Source organism: Leptotrichia hongkongensis (genome assembly GCF_007990635.1).
In the GTDB taxonomy this organism is placed as follows: Bacteria; Fusobacteriota; Fusobacteriia; order Fusobacteriales; family Leptotrichiaceae; genus Leptotrichia; species Leptotrichia hongkongensis.
Genome location: NZ_AP019846.1, coordinates 1,487,278 through 1,506,280 on the forward strand (window position 1 = coordinate 1,487,278; position 19,003 = coordinate 1,506,280).

Genomic DNA, 19,003 nt, shown 5'->3' on the forward strand with positions numbered 1-19,003 from the left:
ATTCTATAATCTTATCTTTTGAATTTACTTCATTTCTTAAATAATTTCCTCCAACTTCAAAAATTACTTCACAAACTCTCCCAAATCATATCTATAAATATTCTGACTTCTTTCAGGCCCTACTGAAATCATCGAGATTTTACATTTCAATTTTTTCTCAATATATTCAACGTATTTTTTACAGTTTTCAGGCAAGTCTTCGTAATTTTTTATTTGTGCAATATCTTCTTTCCAGCCATCTAATTCATCGTAAATTATTTTCAAGTCTTTAGATTTTCTCAAGTTTCCAGGATAAGAATGATATACTTTTCCGTCAATTTCATAACCTACTGCCACTTTTATTTTTTGAAATCCTGTCAATACATCCAGTTTTGTCAATACAATGTCTGTCAATCCGTCGATTAACACCGCATATTTCCCAATTACCAAGTCAAGCCATCCACATCTTCTTGGACGTCCAGTTGTTGCTCCAAATTCGTGTCCCACTTTTCGCAAAGTTTCTCCATCTGTATTTTCTAACTCTGTTGGGAAAGGTCCTTCTCCCACTCTTGTTGTATAGGCTTTCATAACTCCCAGCACTCTTGAGATCTTTGTTGGAGCTACTCCTGTTCCGACTGTTACTCCGCCAGATGTTGGCGATGATGAAGTTACGTAAGGGTAAGTTCCGTAGTCAATGTCAAGCATTAACGCTTGAGCCCCTTCAAAAAGTACTACTTTTCCGTTTTCAATTCCTTCATTGATTTCTACAACCGCATCAAATATTCTAAATTTTATTTTTTCAGCAAGTTTCATAAATTTTTCGTAAAGTTCTTCCAAATCGAAAGTTCCTTTACCGTATCTAGTCAGCATATCGTTTTTTTCATTCACGTTCCAAGTAAGTTTATCCCTAAATCTTTCAGGATCTAGTAAATCACCAATTCTAATTCCATTTCTTGCGATTTTATCAATGTAGCAAGGACCTATTCCTCTTTGAGTCGTACCAATTTTATTTTCACCCATAGCTTCTTCCTTAGCCTTGTCAATTTCGATATGGTAAGGCATTATTATGTGCGCTCTTTCATCGATAAATAAATTATCCAGCTTTTTTCCTCTTTTTTCGAGCTCGTCAATTTCCGTCAATAATACTTCAATATCAACAACAACTCCAGCCCCAATTATACATTTTCCAGCCGAGTTAATAATTCCAGACGGCAGCAAATGCAAAATAAACTTCTCATCGTTTACAACAACTGTATGTCCAGCATTGTTACCACCTTGAAATCTAACTACATAATCCGCTTTTGGAGAGAGTACGTCAATAATTTTACCTTTTCCTTCATCTCCCCACTGCGTTCCCACAATTACAAAAGTATTACTTTCCATATTTCATTCCTCCTAAATTTTTAGAATTTTCTTACTTTTTTTGAAACTGAACCATAAAAACTAAAAAATTTACCTTACTAAAATTTTATCTTTTTACTATTCATTTTACTATATTTACTATTTTTTTTCAATTGATTTAAATCTTTTAATAAAATAATTTTCACAAAAAAATAGAAGTTATCTTATTTGCCACAAATAACTCCTATTAATCGATTTCTATTTTGTTTTTAGTAATTTACTTCCCCTCAAAATAATCAAGCACTTCCATTAAGTTATCAAACTTTTTATAAACCAATTTTTCAATTTCCTCTGTTGGTTTCAACTTATCTGGCACCATAATTGGAAATGTCCCAGCTGCGTGAGCTGCTCTTATTCCATTGAACGAATCTTCAAATACTACCGTTTTTTCAGGAGATGCCCCAGCTTTTTTTGCACTTATTAGAAATACTTCCGGATCAGGTTTCCCGTGAACAACATCTTCTGCTGTCACTAAATGGGAAAAATATTTTTTTATGTCTTTTCCTTCTGTTAATGCCTCTGCCAGATGTAAATCCGATGAAGTAGCTAAAATCATCTGTTTATTATTTTTCTTTAAAAATTCAAGCAATTCTAATGCTCCTAATTTTAGAGGAACTTCGCCTTTTAGTCCTTTTTCCAGTATAAAGTTTTTAACTTTTCCCATCATTTCGTCATACGGAAATTCCTCACCCAAGGCTTCCTTAAACAATATTCTTGCTTTATCATTTGTAACGCCCGTTGTTTTTTCCACAATGTCATTTGTTATTGTATATCCCTTTTCTTTAGCAACTTCACGTCCATATTCCACATAAATAGTTTCTGTATCAAACAATAATCCATCCATATCAAACAAAAATAGTTCTATTTCATCAAAAAATTTTTTTCCCATAATAAGCCTTTCCTTAATTTTATTTTTCATTTTCAAGTATTGAAACTGAACGATGTGCAACAGAAGTTATCACTTCATTAAATTGTAATATTCCAACACTTAAAAATATTGCTACAGCCAGATGTTCCCCTTCTCTTGCCAGCCCAATTTTCCCACCGACACTAAGACCGTTTATAATTGCTTCAATTTGGCTCATTGCTTCCCGCATTGCACCAATTACCGCACCATCATGAGCATGCACGTCTTGAATTAGATTATTTCTTTTGGCTGCCATTAAGGCGCTTTCTATAAATTTAAAACGTGATTGCGGCATTGCACCACCAACATTTACTGCGGCTGTCTTTATACCAACTTTTTTGTAATCCTGCATCAATTTTTTTTCCTCATCACGTGAAGAAATTGACATTTTCAATGCTATTCTGCATATTTCAACACTTTTATTATTTTCTTCCATTTTTCTATCCTCTATATTTTTTATCTTTCTAAAAGAAGCTCTACAGCCTCTACATACCCATCCTTACCTTTTCCATAAATCTGTGCAATACAGGCAGGAGCTGTAACCGAAATTTTTCTAAATTCCTCTCTTTCGTGAATATTGCTCAAATGCACTTCCACAGTCGGAATAGACACTGATTTTATTGCATCAAAAATTGCATAGCTGTAATGAGTGTAAGCTCCGGGATTTATTACAATCCCGTCAACTTCATTAAAATATGCTGACTGCAAAAAATCTATAATTTTTCCTTCAGAATTTGACTGCAATATCTCGATTTTTACATCTTCATTTTCAAATTTTTCTTTTATGTATTTACAAACGCTGTTATAATCATGATTTCCATAAATTCCCTTTTCTCTAATTCCTAGAAAATTTAGATTAGGCCCATTTATAATTAATATTTTTTTCATTATTATTTTTCCATCCATCTTTTTATAAAATTTTACCCTTCAATGAAGTAATTATCCTGTCGACAATTATATCTATACTATCGTCGTTTTTTATAATAATATCAGCATATCGTCTATACAGCTTTATTCTTTCATCATACAGTTTCTGAAGATTATCAGGATTTTGCAAAAGAGGTCTGTTTTTATGATTTTCTTTTGAAATGGCATCTATTGTTCTATCAAGAAATACGACAATCCCAGTTTTTTTTAGAATATCAATATTTTCTTTCTTTTTAACAGCTCCACCGCCTGTTGAAATGATAGTTCCTTCTTTTCTCGATAATTCCTTCAAATATTTAGTTTCAAGTTCTCTAAAATACTCTTCCCCTTCATTTGAAAAAATATCTGAAATAACTCTATTTTCCTTTTCTTCCAAATATTTATCTGCATCTATAACAGGGAAATTAATTTTTTTTGACAGCCAGTACCCAATCGTACTTTTTCCACAGGCAGGCATTCCAATCAATACTATATTTTTCATATATTATCTACCTTTTTTCATAGAATTTTTAATTTTTACTTTCCAAAATTATATTTTTTTAAATTGATTTTCCCCTTCCACATATTCATATCCATCATTTGAAAATCTATCTAAAAGTTCTTTTTTATCAACACCATAATAATTTACAAGATCATCTAAATCTAAAAATTCATCACGCAACTTCATATTTACAAGACTATAAAGCAGCATTGTATCTTTAGTTTCAAAATTTATCATTCTTTGCTCCCTTTTTTACAAAATTATTTTCACTTTCGACTCATCATTTTCATCAATATTTTCAATTATGACATTTTTACTTGCATCAGCAAATAAACTATAGTACTCGTTTCCACGTTTTTCCAGGAAATCTCCAACTCCAACATTTTCAATTCCAAGATTTCCTACCACTTCATAAATTTCGTTATAGATTGTTTCTAAAAATCCTATATCAAAAATAGTAAATAATTCAGGCTCGTTGTCAATTCTTGAAAATGCCTTTTGCGGAACAATGAAATACAATGTTGATTCATATCCCATATTTATTCCAAAAATAGAGTATCCACGATGTTCAAGCTCATAATTTATAATTGAATATAAAATGTCCACAAGCGATTCATCATACTCAAGTTCTTTAGAACGGATACTTTCCCAATTTACATCAAGACTGTCAGGATCTATACCCTTTTTTTCAAGCAATTCCCTAAATCCGTCAGTATAGCCTTTTGCCATAAATTCATAAAGATAGCAATCTGAATATCTTATCATATATTCATAGTAAAACTCTGAAAAAGTATTTTATGATTTGTTTTCATTTTCTTTATTATTCAAAAATTCATCCCCAAAATATTTTTTTATAGCTTCGTTAGAATCAAATAAATATTCTCTTCTTGCATTCACATATTTTAAGAAATTGTCGCTATCTAATACTTCTGCCGCAAAATCATCAAGTTCGTTATAAATTGTTAAATCGATATAATCAGTTTTATCTCTTAAATTCACATATTTTCTACTTTTTAATGTAGGCCTTTCATTTACTTCAAGATTCTCCATTTCGTAAACTTGATTTTTCTCTTCTTTAGCATTTTCTAAATTTTCATTGTTATTTATATTTTTCTCACTCATTTTGACTCCTTCCGAATTTTTTTACTTATTATTTATAGTTTTATTTTTTTTCAATTGACTGAATTATAAATTTAATATTTGAAAGATTTTCAAATTTTACTAACTTTTTCAATTTTTCTTTATTTTCACGTGACAACGAAGAAGTCTCCACATAATCATCAAACCATTTATCATAATTACTATAAAGTTTTCTTAATTTTTTTAAGCTTGATTTTGCGATATTTGCAGCCTTTTTCTTTTCCTTTCCTTCGTTTCCTCTTATATCCAGCACTCTTTCCAGCTTGTCATACTCTTCATTCACAAGTGTCTGCATTTTACTGCTTGACATTCCTTTATAATCTTCCTTTTGAATTTTGTCTCCTTCGCTATATAAATAGTCATAGATTGCATTTATATTTTCGTCCACAGTTTTAGCATCTTTTTCAGCTTCAAGATAAGTATTCATATTCAAGTTGAATGTTTCCAGCAACAAATAATTATTTGTGTAAGCATATGACTGAAATTCCCCTGTATCAGCCAAAAATGCTCCAAAGGCATTTTGTAAAAATTTTCGGTATTCCACAATATAATCACTATAAAACGCATACATTGTTCTAAAATTAGAACGTCTATTTCCAGTAAGCCTTCCAAATTCTTTATCAAAATATGCACGATTTTCATTATATAAGTTTGTCATTACATCGGCATAGGCAGAATTTGCGACTGCTGTTCCATTTTTTACTGCTGATGATGAATTAAAATATTTATCAAAAATTCCTTTCTGTTTTTCATTTCCTGCATCAATAATCTCCTTATTTGTCCGTGCAAAACCAATACTTGAAAAAATGAGTATTCCTATTATTATTTTTTTTAACATTAAATTTTCCTTTCTTCTCAACTTTGTTTTTATTTGTATAATTTTTTTTCTAATCTTTTATGAATCTCTTTTATAATTTCTTTGCTATATTCTTCATTATGCCAAATTTCTTCAGATTTTATTGCCTGTGAAATAAGCATTACTAGTCCATTTGCCACTTTTACGCCCTTTAACTTATATTTTATCATAAGAACTGTTTCTTTCGGGTTGTAAATAATATCCACCACTGCATTTGCATTAATCAAGTTTTTTTCTTCAAGCGGGCAGTTATCAACCGCAGGATACATTCCAACTGGAGTACAGTTTACAATAAGCTCAATATCCCTAAGCCCTGCAATCGCTGAATAATGAATTAACCTGTCTTGCGCCCTCACATTAAAGGGGTCATTTTCAATAATTGTAGCAAGAAAAACATTTTCGGCACCACTGTCAATCAGCCCATTGTAAATAGCCTTTGAAGCTCCTCCTGTTCCAAGCACAAGCACTTTTTTACCCTTTACGTCAATATCATTTAACTCCAAAGTTTTCAAAAATCCAAAATAATCAGAGTTGTCTCCAATCAGCTTGCCATCTCGACATGTTATCGTATTTACTGCCCCAATCTTCTTAGCAGTTTCTGATACTTCATCCAAATATTTAATAACTTCCAACTTGTAAGGAATTGTAACATTAATACCATTAAATTCACCATTTCTTATGCTTTCCATCAATTCCCCAATTTCACCAATCTCCTTTTCAATCATCTTATAGCTTGCTTTTTTTCCAGTCAGCTCAAAAAAAATTTCATGAATTTCCTTTGAATAGCTATGTCCCAATTTTTCTCCTAATAATCCATATTTTTCCATTTTATTGTTTCCTTCTTTCTGCAAATTAAACTTTCAAATTATTCAATTCTTCCTCTGTCAATTCACGATATTCTCCAAGTTTCAATTTTTCATCCAGCGAAAGACCTCCCATTTTTACTCGCTTCAAATAAAGAACTTCATTATTGACAGCTTTAAACATTCTCTTCACTTGATGAAACTTTCCTTCAGAAATTGTTATATATGCCAAATTTTCATTTTTTTCAGAATTATTACAAATTATTTCAACTTTCGCCTTTTTTGTTACAAAGTTTTCTTCCAATTTTATTCCATTTTCCAACATTTTTATATCGTCATCACTAAGAGAATTTGCTATTTTTACATAATATTTCTTATCTACATGTTTTTTAGGAGAAAGTAAATTATGTGACAAAACTCCATCATTTGTAAGCAATAGCAAGCCTTCCGTATCAATATCCAGCCGTCCGACTGGAAAAATATCATAAGTTCTGTATTCGTTATTCAACAAATCAATAACTGTTTTATGATGATTATCTTCCGTTGCCGAAATTACTCCAGCGGGCTTATTCATCATAATATAGACAAATGGCTTATAATAAATAATCTTATCTTCATATTTTACAATATCTTTTTCTTCATCAATCTGAATTTTTCCATCTTTTACAAAAGTATCATTAACACTAATTTTCTTATTTTTTAAAATATCCTTGACTTCTTTTCGTGTTCCAATTCCCGAATTTGCCAAAAATTTATCCAGTCTCATTATTCTCAAACTCCTTTAAAACCAAGCTAAAATCAAAAATTTTAAAATGTAAATTTATTTATATTTCTAAATTATACAGCTTATAATTTCCAAGAATTTGTAAATAATTAGATTTTTCTCTCATTTCATCAAGTGCCATTTTTACTTTCTCACTAGACATATTTCCTTCAAAATCAATGTAAAAATAATATTCCCAAGGTTTACTTACTCTTGGCCGTGACTTCAGATTTACCATATTTAGACCATATTTATAAAAAATCTGCAACAATCCAATTAATGCTCCCGACTCATTATTTGCACTCGTTACTATACTTATTTTATCACTTCCATCAATTACAATATCCTCATTTGAAATGATAAAAAATCTCGTATAGTTTTCTTCTTCATTATTAATATTTTCCTTTAGTAATTCCAAGTTGTATACTTCTTTTGTTTTCATATTTGCGATACAGGCATTTTCTTTTTCACCTTTTGATGCGATGTATTTTCCGCTAATTGCAGTATTTGTCATTCGATTAAGATGCCACTCATGCTTTGATAAAAATTCTGAACATTGCATAAAAGCCTGTTCATGAGAATAAATATTTTTTATATCTTCAATTTTACTTCCTTTTACACCAAGCAAGTTGTGTGAAATCTTATGTCTGACTTCTCCAATTATGTGGATATTTTTTGTATTTATCAAGTCAATACTGTCTCGCACTTCTCCAACGATAGAATTTTCTATCGGCAATATTGCAATATCAATTTGATTAGTATGTACAGCCTCCACCAAATCTTTATGTGAATTAAAATGAAAAATATTTTTATTCTCTTCAATATTATAAATATTTGAATTTTTATTATTCTTAAGCAAGTTCATTAGTACTTCGTACGCATAGGAGCCAGGCACTCCCGTATATCCTAGTTTTTTATTTTCCAATTCCAAATCATTCACATATCTAGTTGAAATACCAATTTTAAACTTCTGGTATTCCTTACTGGAATCCATAATATCCTTTAAAATCAACTCAATATAATGATTCAGTTCCTTATTTTTAACTCTTTCTAAATTTTTCTGAATAACTTCCTTTTCTCGTTTTTCATCAAAAATCTTCTTTCCAGTTAATTTTTTAAACTGTGCCACTTCCTGTACAATATGCAGTCTTTCTTCCAGCAGTTTCACCAGTTGGCTATCCAATCTATCAATTTTTTCCCGAATTTCTTCCAAATCCAAATTTTTATTTATATCCATTCATCTTCCCTTTTTTCTTTTTATAAAAACGAACTGTTTTATTATAACATAGCTTTTTAATTTTTCTTTAGAGTATATTAGAAATTAGATTATTTATTGCAATCTTCTTTCTCAATTTAATTATTTTTTTAAATATAAATTGTATAATTCACTTAAAGTTTGAATAATAATATGCAAAAATCAATAGACTCTCTAATTTTCTGCTCTATTTTAAACCAAATTATTATATACTCGAACTATTTAAAATTGAACTGATAGAAATTATATAATTTAGGGTTTGAGTAAAATAGTCATAATTTTTGAGTTCTTTTTTAAACTAGTTTTACTATACATAATATTTTTTACTCATTTTACTTATTATAAATTATACTAAAATCAGAAGGAAAAAGCAAGAATAGTTAATACAAAAAGGGAATTCCTCTAATTAAAAAGCAATTCCCTTTATAATATATTCTCAAACCCATTTAAAATTGAACTAATAAAAATTATATAATTTAGAGTTTGAGTAAAATAGTCATAATTTTTGAGTTCTATTTTAAACTAGTTTTACTATAAAATTAATCTTCTATATAGTCATGAACTTCAACTGGCTCAATATTCCAAATTTCTTTTGCATATTCGGCAATTGTTCTGTCTGAACTGAATTTACCAGCGTTTGCAATATTTTTAAGAGCTTTTCTAGTCCATTCCCTTTTATCTTTGAAGGCATTTTGAAGCCTGTCTTGAGCTTCTCTGTATGATGCGAAATCTTTTAATAGGAAATATACATCTGGACGAGAGCCATCTACTCCGTATAATAGTGAATTTTGTAATTCTCTGAAGATTCCTGTATGGTTATCGTCATAAGTTCCATCACCTAACTGATCCACAACTTTTTTAAGTCCTTCTACGCTGTTATATTCGTCAAATGGATTATATCCTCCATGTGCCTGATAATTTTCCACTTCCTGTGCAGAAAGTCCAAAGATAAATGCATTGTCAAATCCAACTTCTTCAACAATTTCAACATTTGCTCCATCCATTGTTCCGATAGTTAATGCACCGTTTAGCATAAATTTCATATTACCAGTTCCAGATGCTTCTTTACTTGCTGTAGAAATTTGTTCTGATACATCTGCTGATGGGAATATTTTTTCTGCAAGTGAAACTCTGTAGTTTTCAAGGAATACAACTTTGATTTTTCCGTTAATGTCGCTGTCGTTATTTACTTTTTCTGCAACGGCATTGATTAATTTGATAATTCCTTTTGCACGTCTATATCCAGCAGCTGATTTTGCTCCAAAAATAAATGTTCTTGGTTCAATATCTAAATATGGATTTTCTTTTAATCTATTATACAAGTCCATAATATGAAGTACATTTAAAAGCTGTCTTTTGTACTCGTGCAATCTCTTAACTTGAATATCAAAGATAGAATGAGGATTTACTTCAATTCCTGTAGTATCTTTTATATATTTAGCCAATCTTTCCTTATTATGTAGCTTAATTTCAGCAATTCTGTTTAAAACATTGTCATCATCCAAGTATTGCTCCAATTTTTTAAGTTCATATAAGTCTGTAATCCACTTGTCTCCAATTAATTCTGTAATTAATGCAGCTAATTCTGGATTTGCTTTTAATAGCCATCTTCTTTGAGTAATTCCATTTGTTTTGTTTAGGAATTTTTCAGGATACAATTCGTTCCATTCTTTTAATTCACTGTTTTTAAGAATTTCTGTATGCAATGCCGCAACTCCGTTTACTTTGTGCGATCCTACGATGGCAAGCCATGCCATTCTAACTTGTCCATTTCCAATAATTGACATTTTGTTGATTCTTTCCCAATCTCCTGGATATTTTTGCTGTAACTCTGCAACAAATCTTCTATTGATTTCCTCGATAATTTGATAAATTCTTGGAAGTAATGGCTGAAATAGTGAAATATCCCATTTTTCTAATGCTTCTGATAAAATTGTATGGTTTGTGTATGCAAATACATTTTTACAAATATTCCAAGATTCATCCCATCCTAATTTTTCTTTATCCAAGAAAATTCTCATTAATTCAGGAATTGCAACAACTGGATGTGTATCATTTAGCTGAATTGCGACTTTTTCTGCAAATTTTGAAAAATCATTTCCAAAAACTGATTTGTATCTTCTGATAATATCCTGTAATGAAGCTGATGTAAAGAAGAACTGCTGTTTTAATCTTAATTGTTTTCCATCTTTTTCAGTATCATTTGGATACAATACTCTTGAAATATCTTCAGCTTGAACTGCTTTTGCAGAAGCCTGTAAATAAGTTTGATCATTGAATAATTTTAAGTCAAATCCTTCAGGTGATCTTGCTTCCCATAATCTCAATGTATTTACAGTATCATTTCCATAACCAATAACTGGCACATCATAAGGTACGGCGTGAACTGTTTCGGTATTTACTCGTTTAAAGTATTCTTTCCCAAATTCATCACGATGAACTTCAATTTGTCCGCCAAATTTTACTTCAAATACTCTGTCCATTCTTTTTATTGACCAAGGATCTCCGTATTTTGTCCAGTCATCTGGATATTCCATTTGGAACCCATTTTCGATTTTTTGCTCAAACATTCCATATTTGTATCTAAGTCCATATCCATGTCCTGGCAATGCCAATGTGGCAAGTGAATCAAGAAAACATGCTGCAAGTCTTCCAAGTCCTCCATTTCCAAGTCCTGCATCCATCTCATGATCTTCAATTTTGTTAATATCTACGCCTAATTCATTCAATGTTTCCTTGATAATGTCATTAATTTGCAAATTAATCAGATTATTTCCCATAAATCTTCCCATTAGGAATTCTGCTGAAAAATAGTACGTTTGCTTTACCTGTTTTTTAGCATAAGTCTTTTTAGTATTGTACCATTTTTCCATTGCGTAATCCAAAGCTACTTTTGAAATTGCATTATATAACTCAAATTCATGAGCTTCTTCAAGAGTTTTTCCATATTGCCTTCTCAGTTCCCTAAGAATACTGTCCTTTAATCCAGATTTGTCAATTTCCATATTTCCTCCTAAATATTTTATTTTCACTTCACTTTACCACTTTTTCAGCATTATTTCAATACTTTTGCTAAAATTAATATCATTTAGCCGTTATCTTAATTTTGTATAATGAATATTCTAAACTTTATTCTTAATATTGTTCAGTTAAATCGCCTTTTTTGACTTAGTCTTATAAAATAAAACTTTCTTATAGAAACAATATGTTAAATAAAAAAAGATAAATTTGCTTTCCTTGCAAAAAAACTCTAACCAAGTAATTTTAGTTAGAGTCTTTATTTCTTATGTATTAAACTTTAAATTATCAACTATTCAGTATCTTTTTTTGAAGATTTTTTAGTTTTAGACACTTTTTTTTCTTCAGTTTTCTTATCTGTTTCTGATTTTTCCTTAATAACCAAAATACCATCTTCCAAATCAGCAACAAGATGTTTTGCATCAAGGTTTTCAAGATGGAAATCAGTCACATTATCACGTATTTGCTGTTCAATTACACGACGTAGTGGACGTACTCCCATAACTTCATCATATCCTTCTTCTGTTAAAAATTCTTTTGCCGCATCAGATACAGCTAAGTCAATTTCTTTTTTAGAAAGAGTTTTATTTACTTCAATAAGCATTAAATCAACAATTTGTGATAAGTCTTTTTTATTAAGATGCGAAAATTCAATCACAGCATTGAACCGATTTAAAAATTCTGGACGGAAGTATGGTTTCAATCTTTCTATAATTTCCTGTTTGTCTGCATTCTCAACAAGTCCTTTTTCATATCCAAATCCAGCATTTGAAGTAGCTATAATTACAGTATTTTTAAAATTTACAGTATTTCCCTGTCCATCAGTTAAACGTCCATCATCTAATACTTGTAAAAGAAGCGTTATAACTTGCGGATCAGCTTTTTCAATTTCATCCAAAAGAATAATTGAATAAGGATTACGACGTACTCTTTCAGTCAAAGTATTATTATTGTCATCATATCCAACATATCCAGCTGTTGTTCCAATAAGTTTCGAAACTGCAGTTCTATCAGAATATTCTGACATATCTAATCTAATAATAGCATCCTTAGTTCCAAACATATCGAGTGCTAGTTGTTTTGCAAGTTCAGTTTTCCCAACACCTGTAGGACCTACAAAAAGAAAACTTCCAATTGGACGGTTACCTTCATCAAATCCTGCACGTTTACGACGAATTGCACGTGCAACTGCTTCAACTGCTTTATCCTGACCGATAACTTTTGCTTTTAGACGTTCATTCATTCCTTTTAGACGTTCAATATCACTTGCCCCCATTTGAGAGACAGGAATTCCTGTCATTCTTTCTACAGATTCAGCCACATCATTTATTGTTGCTGTAACTTTCATATCTTCAGTATGATTTTTTATTTTATTTTCTAATTCCTCAATACGATTTTTTGCATTAAGTGCAGCTTCATAATCTTCAGATTTTACTGCCTCAGCTTGTTTTGCTTTCTGTTCTTCAATTTGATGTTCTACTGCATGAACATCAGTTACAGGATGTTGAGCGGCCAAATGTGCTGCCGTCACATCAATTAAATCAATTGCTTTATCTGGCAAGCTACGTTGTGGAATATATTGTATTGAGAAATCAACTGCTGCTTTTAAAACATTATCAGGCAAAATTACATTGTGATGTTTTTCATATAAATTACGAATTCCTTGAAGTATTTTATAAGTATCTTCCGCTGATGGAGCATTTACTTTCACTTCATTGAAACGACGTGCAAGTGCGGCATTTTTTAATATTGTATTACGGTATTCATCTTGAGTAGTTGCTCCAATAACTGTCAGTTCCCCACGTGAAAGAGCAGGTTTTAAAATGTCGGCAAGCCCTTTAGAACCACCATCTCCAGTATTTCCTGCACCTAAAATCTGATGAATTTCATCAAAGAAAAGTATAACATTTCCAAGTTCCTTTACTTCCTTCAAAAGATTCTGAATATTTTCCTCAAAACTTCCACGATACTGTGTACCTGCTTCAAGTCCCGAAATATCAATTGAAATAATTTCCTTATTTTTAATAGCGGCAGGAACATCCCCATTTACAATGGCTTGAGCTAGTCCTTCTACAACAGCTGTTTTCCCAACACCTGCATCACCTACAAGAACTGGATTATTTTTTGTACGACGTGAAAGAATTTCTGAGGTTTCCTGAATTTCCTTGTTACGTCCTATAACTGGATCTAGTTTTCCATCACGAGCTTCCTGTGTAAGATTACGTCCAAGTTTTGCAAGAATTCCATCTTGTTTAACATTTTGCCCTTGAGATGCTTGAGTCTGCATTTCATTATTTATTGGTAATTGTCCCGTTGCACGATATTGTGCAAATTCTTCAGGTGTAACTTCTCTTCCGTTTATCAGATAACGGCGATTTTCAGAATTAAAACCTCTCATTCCTCCCATTAACTGATTAAAAAGATCATCCATACTGTTAAAATCTCTACTCATAAATTACTACCTCACTTTTTTATAAATTTTAAACAATTTTATTGCTTGTTGCTTTAAGTTTACTCTTAATTATTATGTAAGTCAAGAACTAAAACCATAATTATGAGGTTTCTAATAATTTTATTATAAAATTCAAAAATCTATCTCATTGGAGCAACCGCTGTCAATTCCCATTTGTGAATTCCTTCATCTCTTTTGGATGAATCGTATCCAATGTAAACATTTTTTAGCCTTTTATTTACTGGATAAAGTTTATATCTGTACATCAACGGAACTTCTGCTGCTTGTCCAATGTAGTATTTTTGCCAGTTTTTGTATGCTTCCACTTTATAATTTGGAACTGTTAATGATTTTTCTCCTAAAATTTCATCTATTAATCTGTCATTTTCCTCCGATACAAAACGAGAAAAGTTAAGCTGGGATTTTCTTCCTGCTGAACCAGTTGGATCTAGACTTGTTCCAACTCCCCAAGCTCCAAAAAATACATCTATATCTTTAGAATCTCCCTGCACTTTTTCGTAAAAATTCTGAAAAGCTAGCAATCTTCCCGATGTAAGAACTGCTTTTATCCCTATTTTTTTCCAGCTTTGAATATAGTTTTGAGCAAGTGGTTCTGCCACATCGCCTCCTGCCATAAATGCCATCTTTATTTCAAAAGGCTTTCCATTTTTATCTTCACGGATTCCATCTCCATTTACATCCTTGTATCCAGCTTCATCCAGCAACTGTTTTGCTTTTTCAGGATTATACGGATAACCTTTCAAATCCTTTGGAAAATATTTCTTGAAAACAGGAGGAATTGCTGAAGTCGCTTCCTGCCTTAACCCAAAATAAAATGCCTGTGCTATTTCCTCAACATTTATCGCATGCACAAGAGCTTGACGTAATCTTAAATCCGACATCTTGACATTTGGATCTGTCACATTTTCCCCTTTAGACTTGTCATAATGCCCCAGTTTAAAGGCCAAATACGAATAATATAAATCCTGCTGTCCTAATGTTTCTATATTTTTAAAATCTTTGTAGTTATTGTAAAGAGAATCAGGCATGCTCATTACAAAATCATATTTCCCAGCTTTTAATGCCGCCACTATAGATTGTGAATTTACAACTTGCACTATTGCCTTTTCAATTTTTGGCTTCCCTTTATAATAATAAGGATTTGCTGTAAATTCTAAACTTTCTCCACGTGAAACTTTTGTTAAATTATACGGCCCCAATGTTACTGGTTTCATTCTAATTTTATCCGATGAAATCAATTCTTTTATTGGAATTTCTTTTAAATAGTGTTTTGGCAGTGCATTTCCAACTAGCCCGTTTGCAACTGTATAAATGCTTTGTCCTAATTGTAAAAAAGAAATTTCCACTGTTTTATCATCTATTTTTTTTATACCTGAAATATTTGGGGCTTTTCCATCGTGATATTCCTTCATTCCAACAATTTTTTGACTTTCTTCAGTATATCGCACCCCTGTATAATCTTTATGCCCTACAATTTCATAAGGTAAAATGATATCATCAGCAGTTAGAGGCTGTCCGTCAGACCATTTTATACCATCTTTTATTTTTAATGTAACTTTTTTATTTTTTGCATCAACTGTAAGAGTTGCAGGTCCTTTGTCTGTTATTTCAAAATTTTCATCCACTTCAAATATACCCGAGCTTAAAAACATTGAAATAATCTCACCATCATAACCATCTGAATAGAATGTCTCATTAAAGACTCCAACTAATGGATTATCCTTTACTATCGCCACTTGCAAAGTTCCGCCTTGCACTGCAGGCTCATTGTTTGATGTTTTTTCTGGAAATAGTGATAAATTTAGTTTTGCACCTGGCATTTCACTTCTCTTCTTACCAGGACTACATGAAACTATGAATATCAATACAAGAAACGTGATTATTAATTTCCATTTTTTCATACTGTTCTCCTTTTTTATTTTATCCTCTTCTCTGTTTTGCGTCAGCTGCCCTGTTTAAAGCCTGTCCGACATAATTAATACATAGCATCATAATTAAAATTAATATTGATGCTGGAAGCCAAATCCATAATTTTGTTGACAATACTTCTGGATCTGCTGCATAACCAACCAAAGTCCCAAGACTCGGAGTAGAAAGCGGTAATCCAAAGCCAAGAAAACTAAGCCCTGTTTCAATTCCAATATTTCCAGCAAATCCTAATGTCAATTCCACAATTATAATTGAACTCAAGTTAGGCAATATTTCCCTGAAAATTATCGTAAAATCCTTTGTTCCCATAGTCTTTGAAGCCAAAATATAATCTTTCTGGCTTTCTGCAAGTGCCTTACTTCTAATCAGTCTTGCTACTCCAACCCAGTAAAACGCACTCATTATCAGCACAAAAGTTGCTATCGTATACTTTGGAACAATAGTAACAAACACAATAATTATCATAAGCGTAGGCAAAATTGTAATAAAGTCAATAATTCTCATAATCACATTATCCACCCATTTCCCATAATATCCTGCAATAAGTCCAAAAAATATTCCAATTCCTGATGTTAAAATTGTTATTGTAAAACCAATAATAATCGAGTTTCTAGCACCTAGTATCAACTGTCCTAATATTGAACGCCCACCAGAATCAGAACCTAGCCAAAATCCCTCTTTCATAGGAATGGCATATTTATCTAGAAGGCTTATTTTCATAATTTCCTCCTGATTTGCAAAAAGCGATCCAATAAAAATTATTCCAAAAAGAATTACAAGAATAATAAGCGAAGCAAGTGCCAATTTATCTTTTAAAATCTCTCTTACAATAACACTAATTCCAGTCGGCTTGCTGCTTTTCTTAATTTCATCAAAATTTTCTGCTTTTTCATTATTTTTCTTTAAAATTTCATTATTAGACATTTTTTCACCACCTACTCTATTCTAATTCTAGGATCAACAATGCTAAGAATAATATCTGAAAGTAAACTTCCAAGCAATGTTAAAAATCCAAACAGCAGTATTAATGCTGTAACAACGCTGTAATCCCGTGTTATAATTGAATTTACAAACAGTCCTCCCATTCCAGGATAACTGAATATTTTTTCAATAAAAATCGAACCCCCTAGAAGTCCTGTTATCGAATATCCAAAAAACGCTGCAATTGGTAAAATTGAATTTCTAAAAATATGTCTTGAATAAACTTTATTTTCAGGTACCCCCTTACTTTTTGCCGTTTTCACATAATCCAAATTCTTAGCGTCAATTACTTCATTTCTCAAATACTGCACAATCCAAGTTGTTCCCAGCAATGCATACGTAATTGCAGGCAATATGATGTGATAAATCCTGTCCAAAATATGTCCAAAAGTGCCAGTACTAAGTCCAGCCGTCACCGATCCAGTTGTCGGAAACCATCCAAGCGTATATCCAAAAAACCAAATCATTATAAGCGAAAGCACAAAAGTCGGAATCGCATAGCTCACATAATTATAAAATGTGACAAATTTATCAAGGAATGAGTTCTGATAACGTCCAGCAAGTATTCCAAGCGGTATTGCAATACAATATGTCAAAATAAGGCTAAGCAATGACAAAATAAATGTGTTTACTGCACGTTCCCCAATAAGCGTCTTTACAGGAACATTATAAGTGTAGCTCATTCCCAAATTTCCAGAAACGGCATTTTTTAGCCATCTTACATACTGAATATGCCAAGGATCTAGCAATCCTGCCTTTCTTCGTAACTCTTCAAGTGCCGCAGGATCGGTCTGTGGTGTAATCAGCCCAGTAAACGGATCTCCCTGCATAAGTTTTGCCAAAATGAAGATTAATAGGCTAAGTATAAATAGTTGCGGTATCATAACCAGAATTCTTCGTAAAACTGTTTTCGACATTGATTATTTTCCCCCTTTTCCGTTATTTTGAATTATTTCATCTTTAATAGCGACAAAATGGGTATCTGTTATTTTTTTTAAATCAAAGACACGCCCATTTTCATCATAATATTTTTTTTCATTTTTCAAATATTCCTTTTCAATTTCTAATCGTCTTTTTTTATTCTCCAACCTTTTTTCAGGATGTACTTCCGGAATTGCAGCAATTAGACGTTTTGTGTAAAAATGTTCAGGATTTTTATAAATATCATTTTTTGTCCCAGTTTCCAAAAATCTTCCACGATACATTATAAACATATAATCGCACATATGCTTTACAACTCCCAAATCGTGAGAAATAAAAAGATAACTTAGCCCAAACTGCTCCTGAATATCCTTCATATAATTCAAAACTTGTGCCTGAACCGATAAATCAAGTGCCGACACAGGCTCATCTGCTATAATCAATTTAGGCTTTGTAGCAACAGCTCGTGCAATTCCCAGCCTCTGTCTCTGTCCACCAGAAAATTCATGTGGATATTTGTAAATATCTTCTCTATTGATCCCTACAATTTCCAGCAGTTCTGACACTTTCTTCTTTTCCTCATCTGAAGTCAAATTCTCAAAATTTCTCAAAGGCTCAGAAATCAAGTCAATCACTCTCTTCTTAGGGTTTAAGCTAGACAGCGAATCTTGAAAAATCATCTGCACATTTCTATTGTATTCACTTCTTCTATTCCGAAACTTCCTATCAATTTCCTTACCTTCATAAATAATCTTTCCACTTTTTATCTTCTCAAGCCCAATTATCGCTTTCCCAATCGTAGACTTTCCAGACCCCGACTCCCCCACAAGTCCATAAGTCTTCCCTTCTTCAATGGTCAAACTGACACCATCCACAGCATACACATGGTCAATTACCTTATTGAAAAAGCCCCCACGAATAGGATAATGAACCTTCAAGTCTTTCACTTCAATAAAATTCATATTTTTATTTATTCCTTCCTTCCAAAATATTCAATAACTCAAATTCTAAACTAAAATTATAATTTTTCATTTTGATTTTAATTTATTTTAATTAATAATTATTTTATCTATAATTTTTATTTTTATAAAGAAAGGGAAATCAATCACCATTTCCCTTTATTTCATAATAATAGTTATTTTAGCATAGTTTCTATTTTCTAATGGGAT

18 protein-coding genes are annotated in these 19,003 nt (G+C 31.5%); all 18 read right to left on the minus strand.

Features of this window, described 5'->3' with window-relative positions; translation table 11 throughout:
• Positions 1–63: 63 nt before the first annotated feature.
• Positions 64–1,362, minus strand: coding sequence for an adenylosuccinate synthase (locus FVE75_RS07035; RefSeq protein ID WP_147005851.1), 1,299 nt, complete (start codon positions 1,360–1,362; stop codon positions 64–66).
• 235 nt (positions 1,363–1,597) lie between these two features.
• Entirely contained in the window at positions 1,598–2,269 is a 672-nt protein-coding gene (locus FVE75_RS07040; protein ID WP_147005852.1) for an HAD family hydrolase, read from the minus strand.
• A gap of 19 nt (positions 2,270–2,288) precedes the next feature.
• Positions 2,289–2,723: a HutP family protein gene (locus FVE75_RS07045; protein ID WP_006804726.1), complete on the minus strand. Its 435-nt coding sequence runs from the start codon at positions 2,721–2,723 to the stop codon at positions 2,289–2,291.
• 20 nt (positions 2,724–2,743) lie between these two features.
• The gene (gene aroQ / locus FVE75_RS07050; protein WP_147005853.1) at positions 2,744–3,175 is read right to left on the minus strand and encodes a type II 3-dehydroquinate dehydratase; all 432 of its coding nucleotides are present in this window, start codon (positions 3,173–3,175) and stop codon (positions 2,744–2,746) included.
• 22 nt (positions 3,176–3,197) lie between these two features.
• Positions 3,198–3,695, minus strand: coding sequence for a shikimate kinase (locus FVE75_RS07055; RefSeq protein ID WP_147005854.1), 498 nt, complete (start codon positions 3,693–3,695; stop codon positions 3,198–3,200).
• A 48-nt stretch (positions 3,696–3,743) separates the two neighbouring features.
• Positions 3,744–3,932, minus strand: a complete 189-nt coding sequence (locus FVE75_RS07060) for a DUF4250 domain-containing protein (RefSeq protein ID WP_026746664.1) — start codon at positions 3,930–3,932, stop codon at positions 3,744–3,746.
• A gap of 15 nt (positions 3,933–3,947) precedes the next feature.
• Entirely contained in the window at positions 3,948–4,460 is a 513-nt protein-coding gene (locus FVE75_RS11475; protein ID WP_232052484.1) for a hypothetical protein, read from the minus strand.
• A 30-nt stretch (positions 4,461–4,490) separates the two neighbouring features.
• On the minus strand, positions 4,491–4,817 hold the full coding sequence (locus FVE75_RS11480; protein ID WP_232052485.1) for a hypothetical protein: 327 nt from the start codon (positions 4,815–4,817) through the stop codon (positions 4,491–4,493).
• A gap of 40 nt (positions 4,818–4,857) precedes the next feature.
• Complete coding sequence (locus tag FVE75_RS07070) at positions 4,858–5,673, minus strand: hypothetical protein (RefSeq protein ID WP_147005855.1); 816 nt, start codon at positions 5,671–5,673, stop codon at positions 4,858–4,860.
• 29 nt (positions 5,674–5,702) lie between these two features.
• The gene (locus FVE75_RS07075; RefSeq protein ID WP_147005856.1) at positions 5,703–6,518 is read right to left on the minus strand and encodes a shikimate dehydrogenase family protein; all 816 of its coding nucleotides are present in this window, start codon (positions 6,516–6,518) and stop codon (positions 5,703–5,705) included.
• A 25-nt stretch (positions 6,519–6,543) separates the two neighbouring features.
• The gene (locus tag FVE75_RS07080) at positions 6,544–7,260 is read right to left on the minus strand and encodes a pseudouridine synthase (protein WP_147005857.1); all 717 of its coding nucleotides are present in this window, start codon (positions 7,258–7,260) and stop codon (positions 6,544–6,546) included.
• 58 nt (positions 7,261–7,318) lie between these two features.
• Positions 7,319–8,494 carry a chorismate mutase gene (locus FVE75_RS07085; RefSeq protein ID WP_147005858.1) on the minus strand — a complete coding sequence of 392 codons (1,176 nt, stop codon included), beginning with the start codon at positions 8,492–8,494 and terminating at the stop codon, positions 7,319–7,321.
• Between the two features lie 557 nt (positions 8,495–9,051).
• The gene (locus FVE75_RS07090; protein ID WP_147005859.1) at positions 9,052–11,517 is read right to left on the minus strand and encodes a glycogen/starch/alpha-glucan phosphorylase; all 2,466 of its coding nucleotides are present in this window, start codon (positions 11,515–11,517) and stop codon (positions 9,052–9,054) included.
• 305 nt (positions 11,518–11,822) lie between these two features.
• Positions 11,823–13,982 carry an AAA family ATPase gene (locus FVE75_RS07095; protein WP_147005860.1) on the minus strand — a complete coding sequence of 720 codons (2,160 nt, stop codon included), beginning with the start codon at positions 13,980–13,982 and terminating at the stop codon, positions 11,823–11,825.
• Between the two features lie 140 nt (positions 13,983–14,122).
• Positions 14,123–15,904 (minus strand): oligopeptide ABC transporter substrate-binding protein, encoded by a 1,782-nt coding sequence (locus FVE75_RS07100; protein ID WP_147005861.1) that lies wholly within the window; start codon positions 15,902–15,904, stop codon positions 14,123–14,125.
• Positions 15,905–15,923: 19 nt separating this feature from the next.
• Positions 15,924–16,856, minus strand: a complete 933-nt coding sequence (locus FVE75_RS07105; protein ID WP_147005862.1) for an ABC transporter permease — start codon at positions 16,854–16,856, stop codon at positions 15,924–15,926.
• 11 nt (positions 16,857–16,867) lie between these two features.
• A complete protein-coding gene (gene opp4B / locus FVE75_RS07110) occupies positions 16,868–17,830 on the minus strand; it encodes an oligopeptide ABC transporter permease (RefSeq protein ID WP_147005863.1) in 963 nt (320 codons plus the stop codon).
• 3 nt (positions 17,831–17,833) lie between these two features.
• The gene (locus FVE75_RS07115) at positions 17,834–18,796 is read right to left on the minus strand and encodes an ATP-binding cassette domain-containing protein (protein ID WP_147005864.1); all 963 of its coding nucleotides are present in this window, start codon (positions 18,794–18,796) and stop codon (positions 17,834–17,836) included.
• Between the last annotated feature and the right edge of the window lie 207 nt (positions 18,797–19,003).

What these genes read in the sequence shown, in the direction of transcription:
- FVE75_RS07035 (WP_147005851.1), bottom strand. Translation starts at nt 1,362, where the DNA reads ATGGAAAGTAATACTTTTGTAATTGTGGGAACGCAGTGGGGAGATGAA.
- FVE75_RS07040 (WP_147005852.1), bottom strand. Translation starts at nt 2,269, where the DNA reads ATGGGAAAAAAATTTTTTGATGAAATAGAACTATTTTTGTTTGATATG.
- FVE75_RS07045 (WP_006804726.1), bottom strand. Translation starts at nt 2,723, where the DNA reads ATGGAAGAAAATAATAAAAGTGTTGAAATATGCAGAATAGCATTGAAA.
- aroQ (WP_147005853.1), bottom strand. Translation starts at nt 3,175, where the DNA reads ATGAAAAAAATATTAATTATAAATGGGCCTAATCTAAATTTTCTAGGA.
- FVE75_RS07055 (WP_147005854.1), bottom strand. Translation starts at nt 3,695, where the DNA reads ATGAAAAATATAGTATTGATTGGAATGCCTGCCTGTGGAAAAAGTACG.
- FVE75_RS07060 (WP_026746664.1), bottom strand. Translation starts at nt 3,932, where the DNA reads ATGATAAATTTTGAAACTAAAGATACAATGCTGCTTTATAGTCTTGTA.
- FVE75_RS11475 (WP_232052484.1), bottom strand. Translation starts at nt 4,460, where the DNA reads ATGATAAGATATTCAGATTGCTATCTTTATGAATTTATGGCAAAAGGC.
- FVE75_RS11480 (WP_232052485.1), bottom strand. Translation starts at nt 4,817, where the DNA reads ATGAGTGAGAAAAATATAAATAACAATGAAAATTTAGAAAATGCTAAA.
- FVE75_RS07070 (WP_147005855.1), bottom strand. Translation starts at nt 5,673, where the DNA reads ATGTTAAAAAAAATAATAATAGGAATACTCATTTTTTCAAGTATTGGT.
- FVE75_RS07075 (WP_147005856.1), bottom strand. Translation starts at nt 6,518, where the DNA reads ATGGAAAAATATGGATTATTAGGAGAAAAATTGGGACATAGCTATTCA.
- FVE75_RS07080 (WP_147005857.1), bottom strand. Translation starts at nt 7,260, where the DNA reads ATGAGACTGGATAAATTTTTGGCAAATTCGGGAATTGGAACACGAAAA.
- FVE75_RS07085 (WP_147005858.1), bottom strand. Translation starts at nt 8,494, where the DNA reads ATGGATATAAATAAAAATTTGGATTTGGAAGAAATTCGGGAAAAAATT.
- FVE75_RS07090 (WP_147005859.1), bottom strand. Translation starts at nt 11,517, where the DNA reads ATGGAAATTGACAAATCTGGATTAAAGGACAGTATTCTTAGGGAACTG.
- FVE75_RS07095 (WP_147005860.1), bottom strand. Translation starts at nt 13,982, where the DNA reads ATGAGTAGAGATTTTAACAGTATGGATGATCTTTTTAATCAGTTAATG.
- FVE75_RS07100 (WP_147005861.1), bottom strand. Translation starts at nt 15,904, where the DNA reads ATGAAAAAATGGAAATTAATAATCACGTTTCTTGTATTGATATTCATA.
- FVE75_RS07105 (WP_147005862.1), bottom strand. Translation starts at nt 16,856, where the DNA reads ATGTCTAATAATGAAATTTTAAAGAAAAATAATGAAAAAGCAGAAAAT.
- opp4B (WP_147005863.1), bottom strand. Translation starts at nt 17,830, where the DNA reads ATGTCGAAAACAGTTTTACGAAGAATTCTGGTTATGATACCGCAACTA.
- FVE75_RS07115 (WP_147005864.1), bottom strand. Translation starts at nt 18,796, where the DNA reads ATGAATTTTATTGAAGTGAAAGACTTGAAGGTTCATTATCCTATTCGT.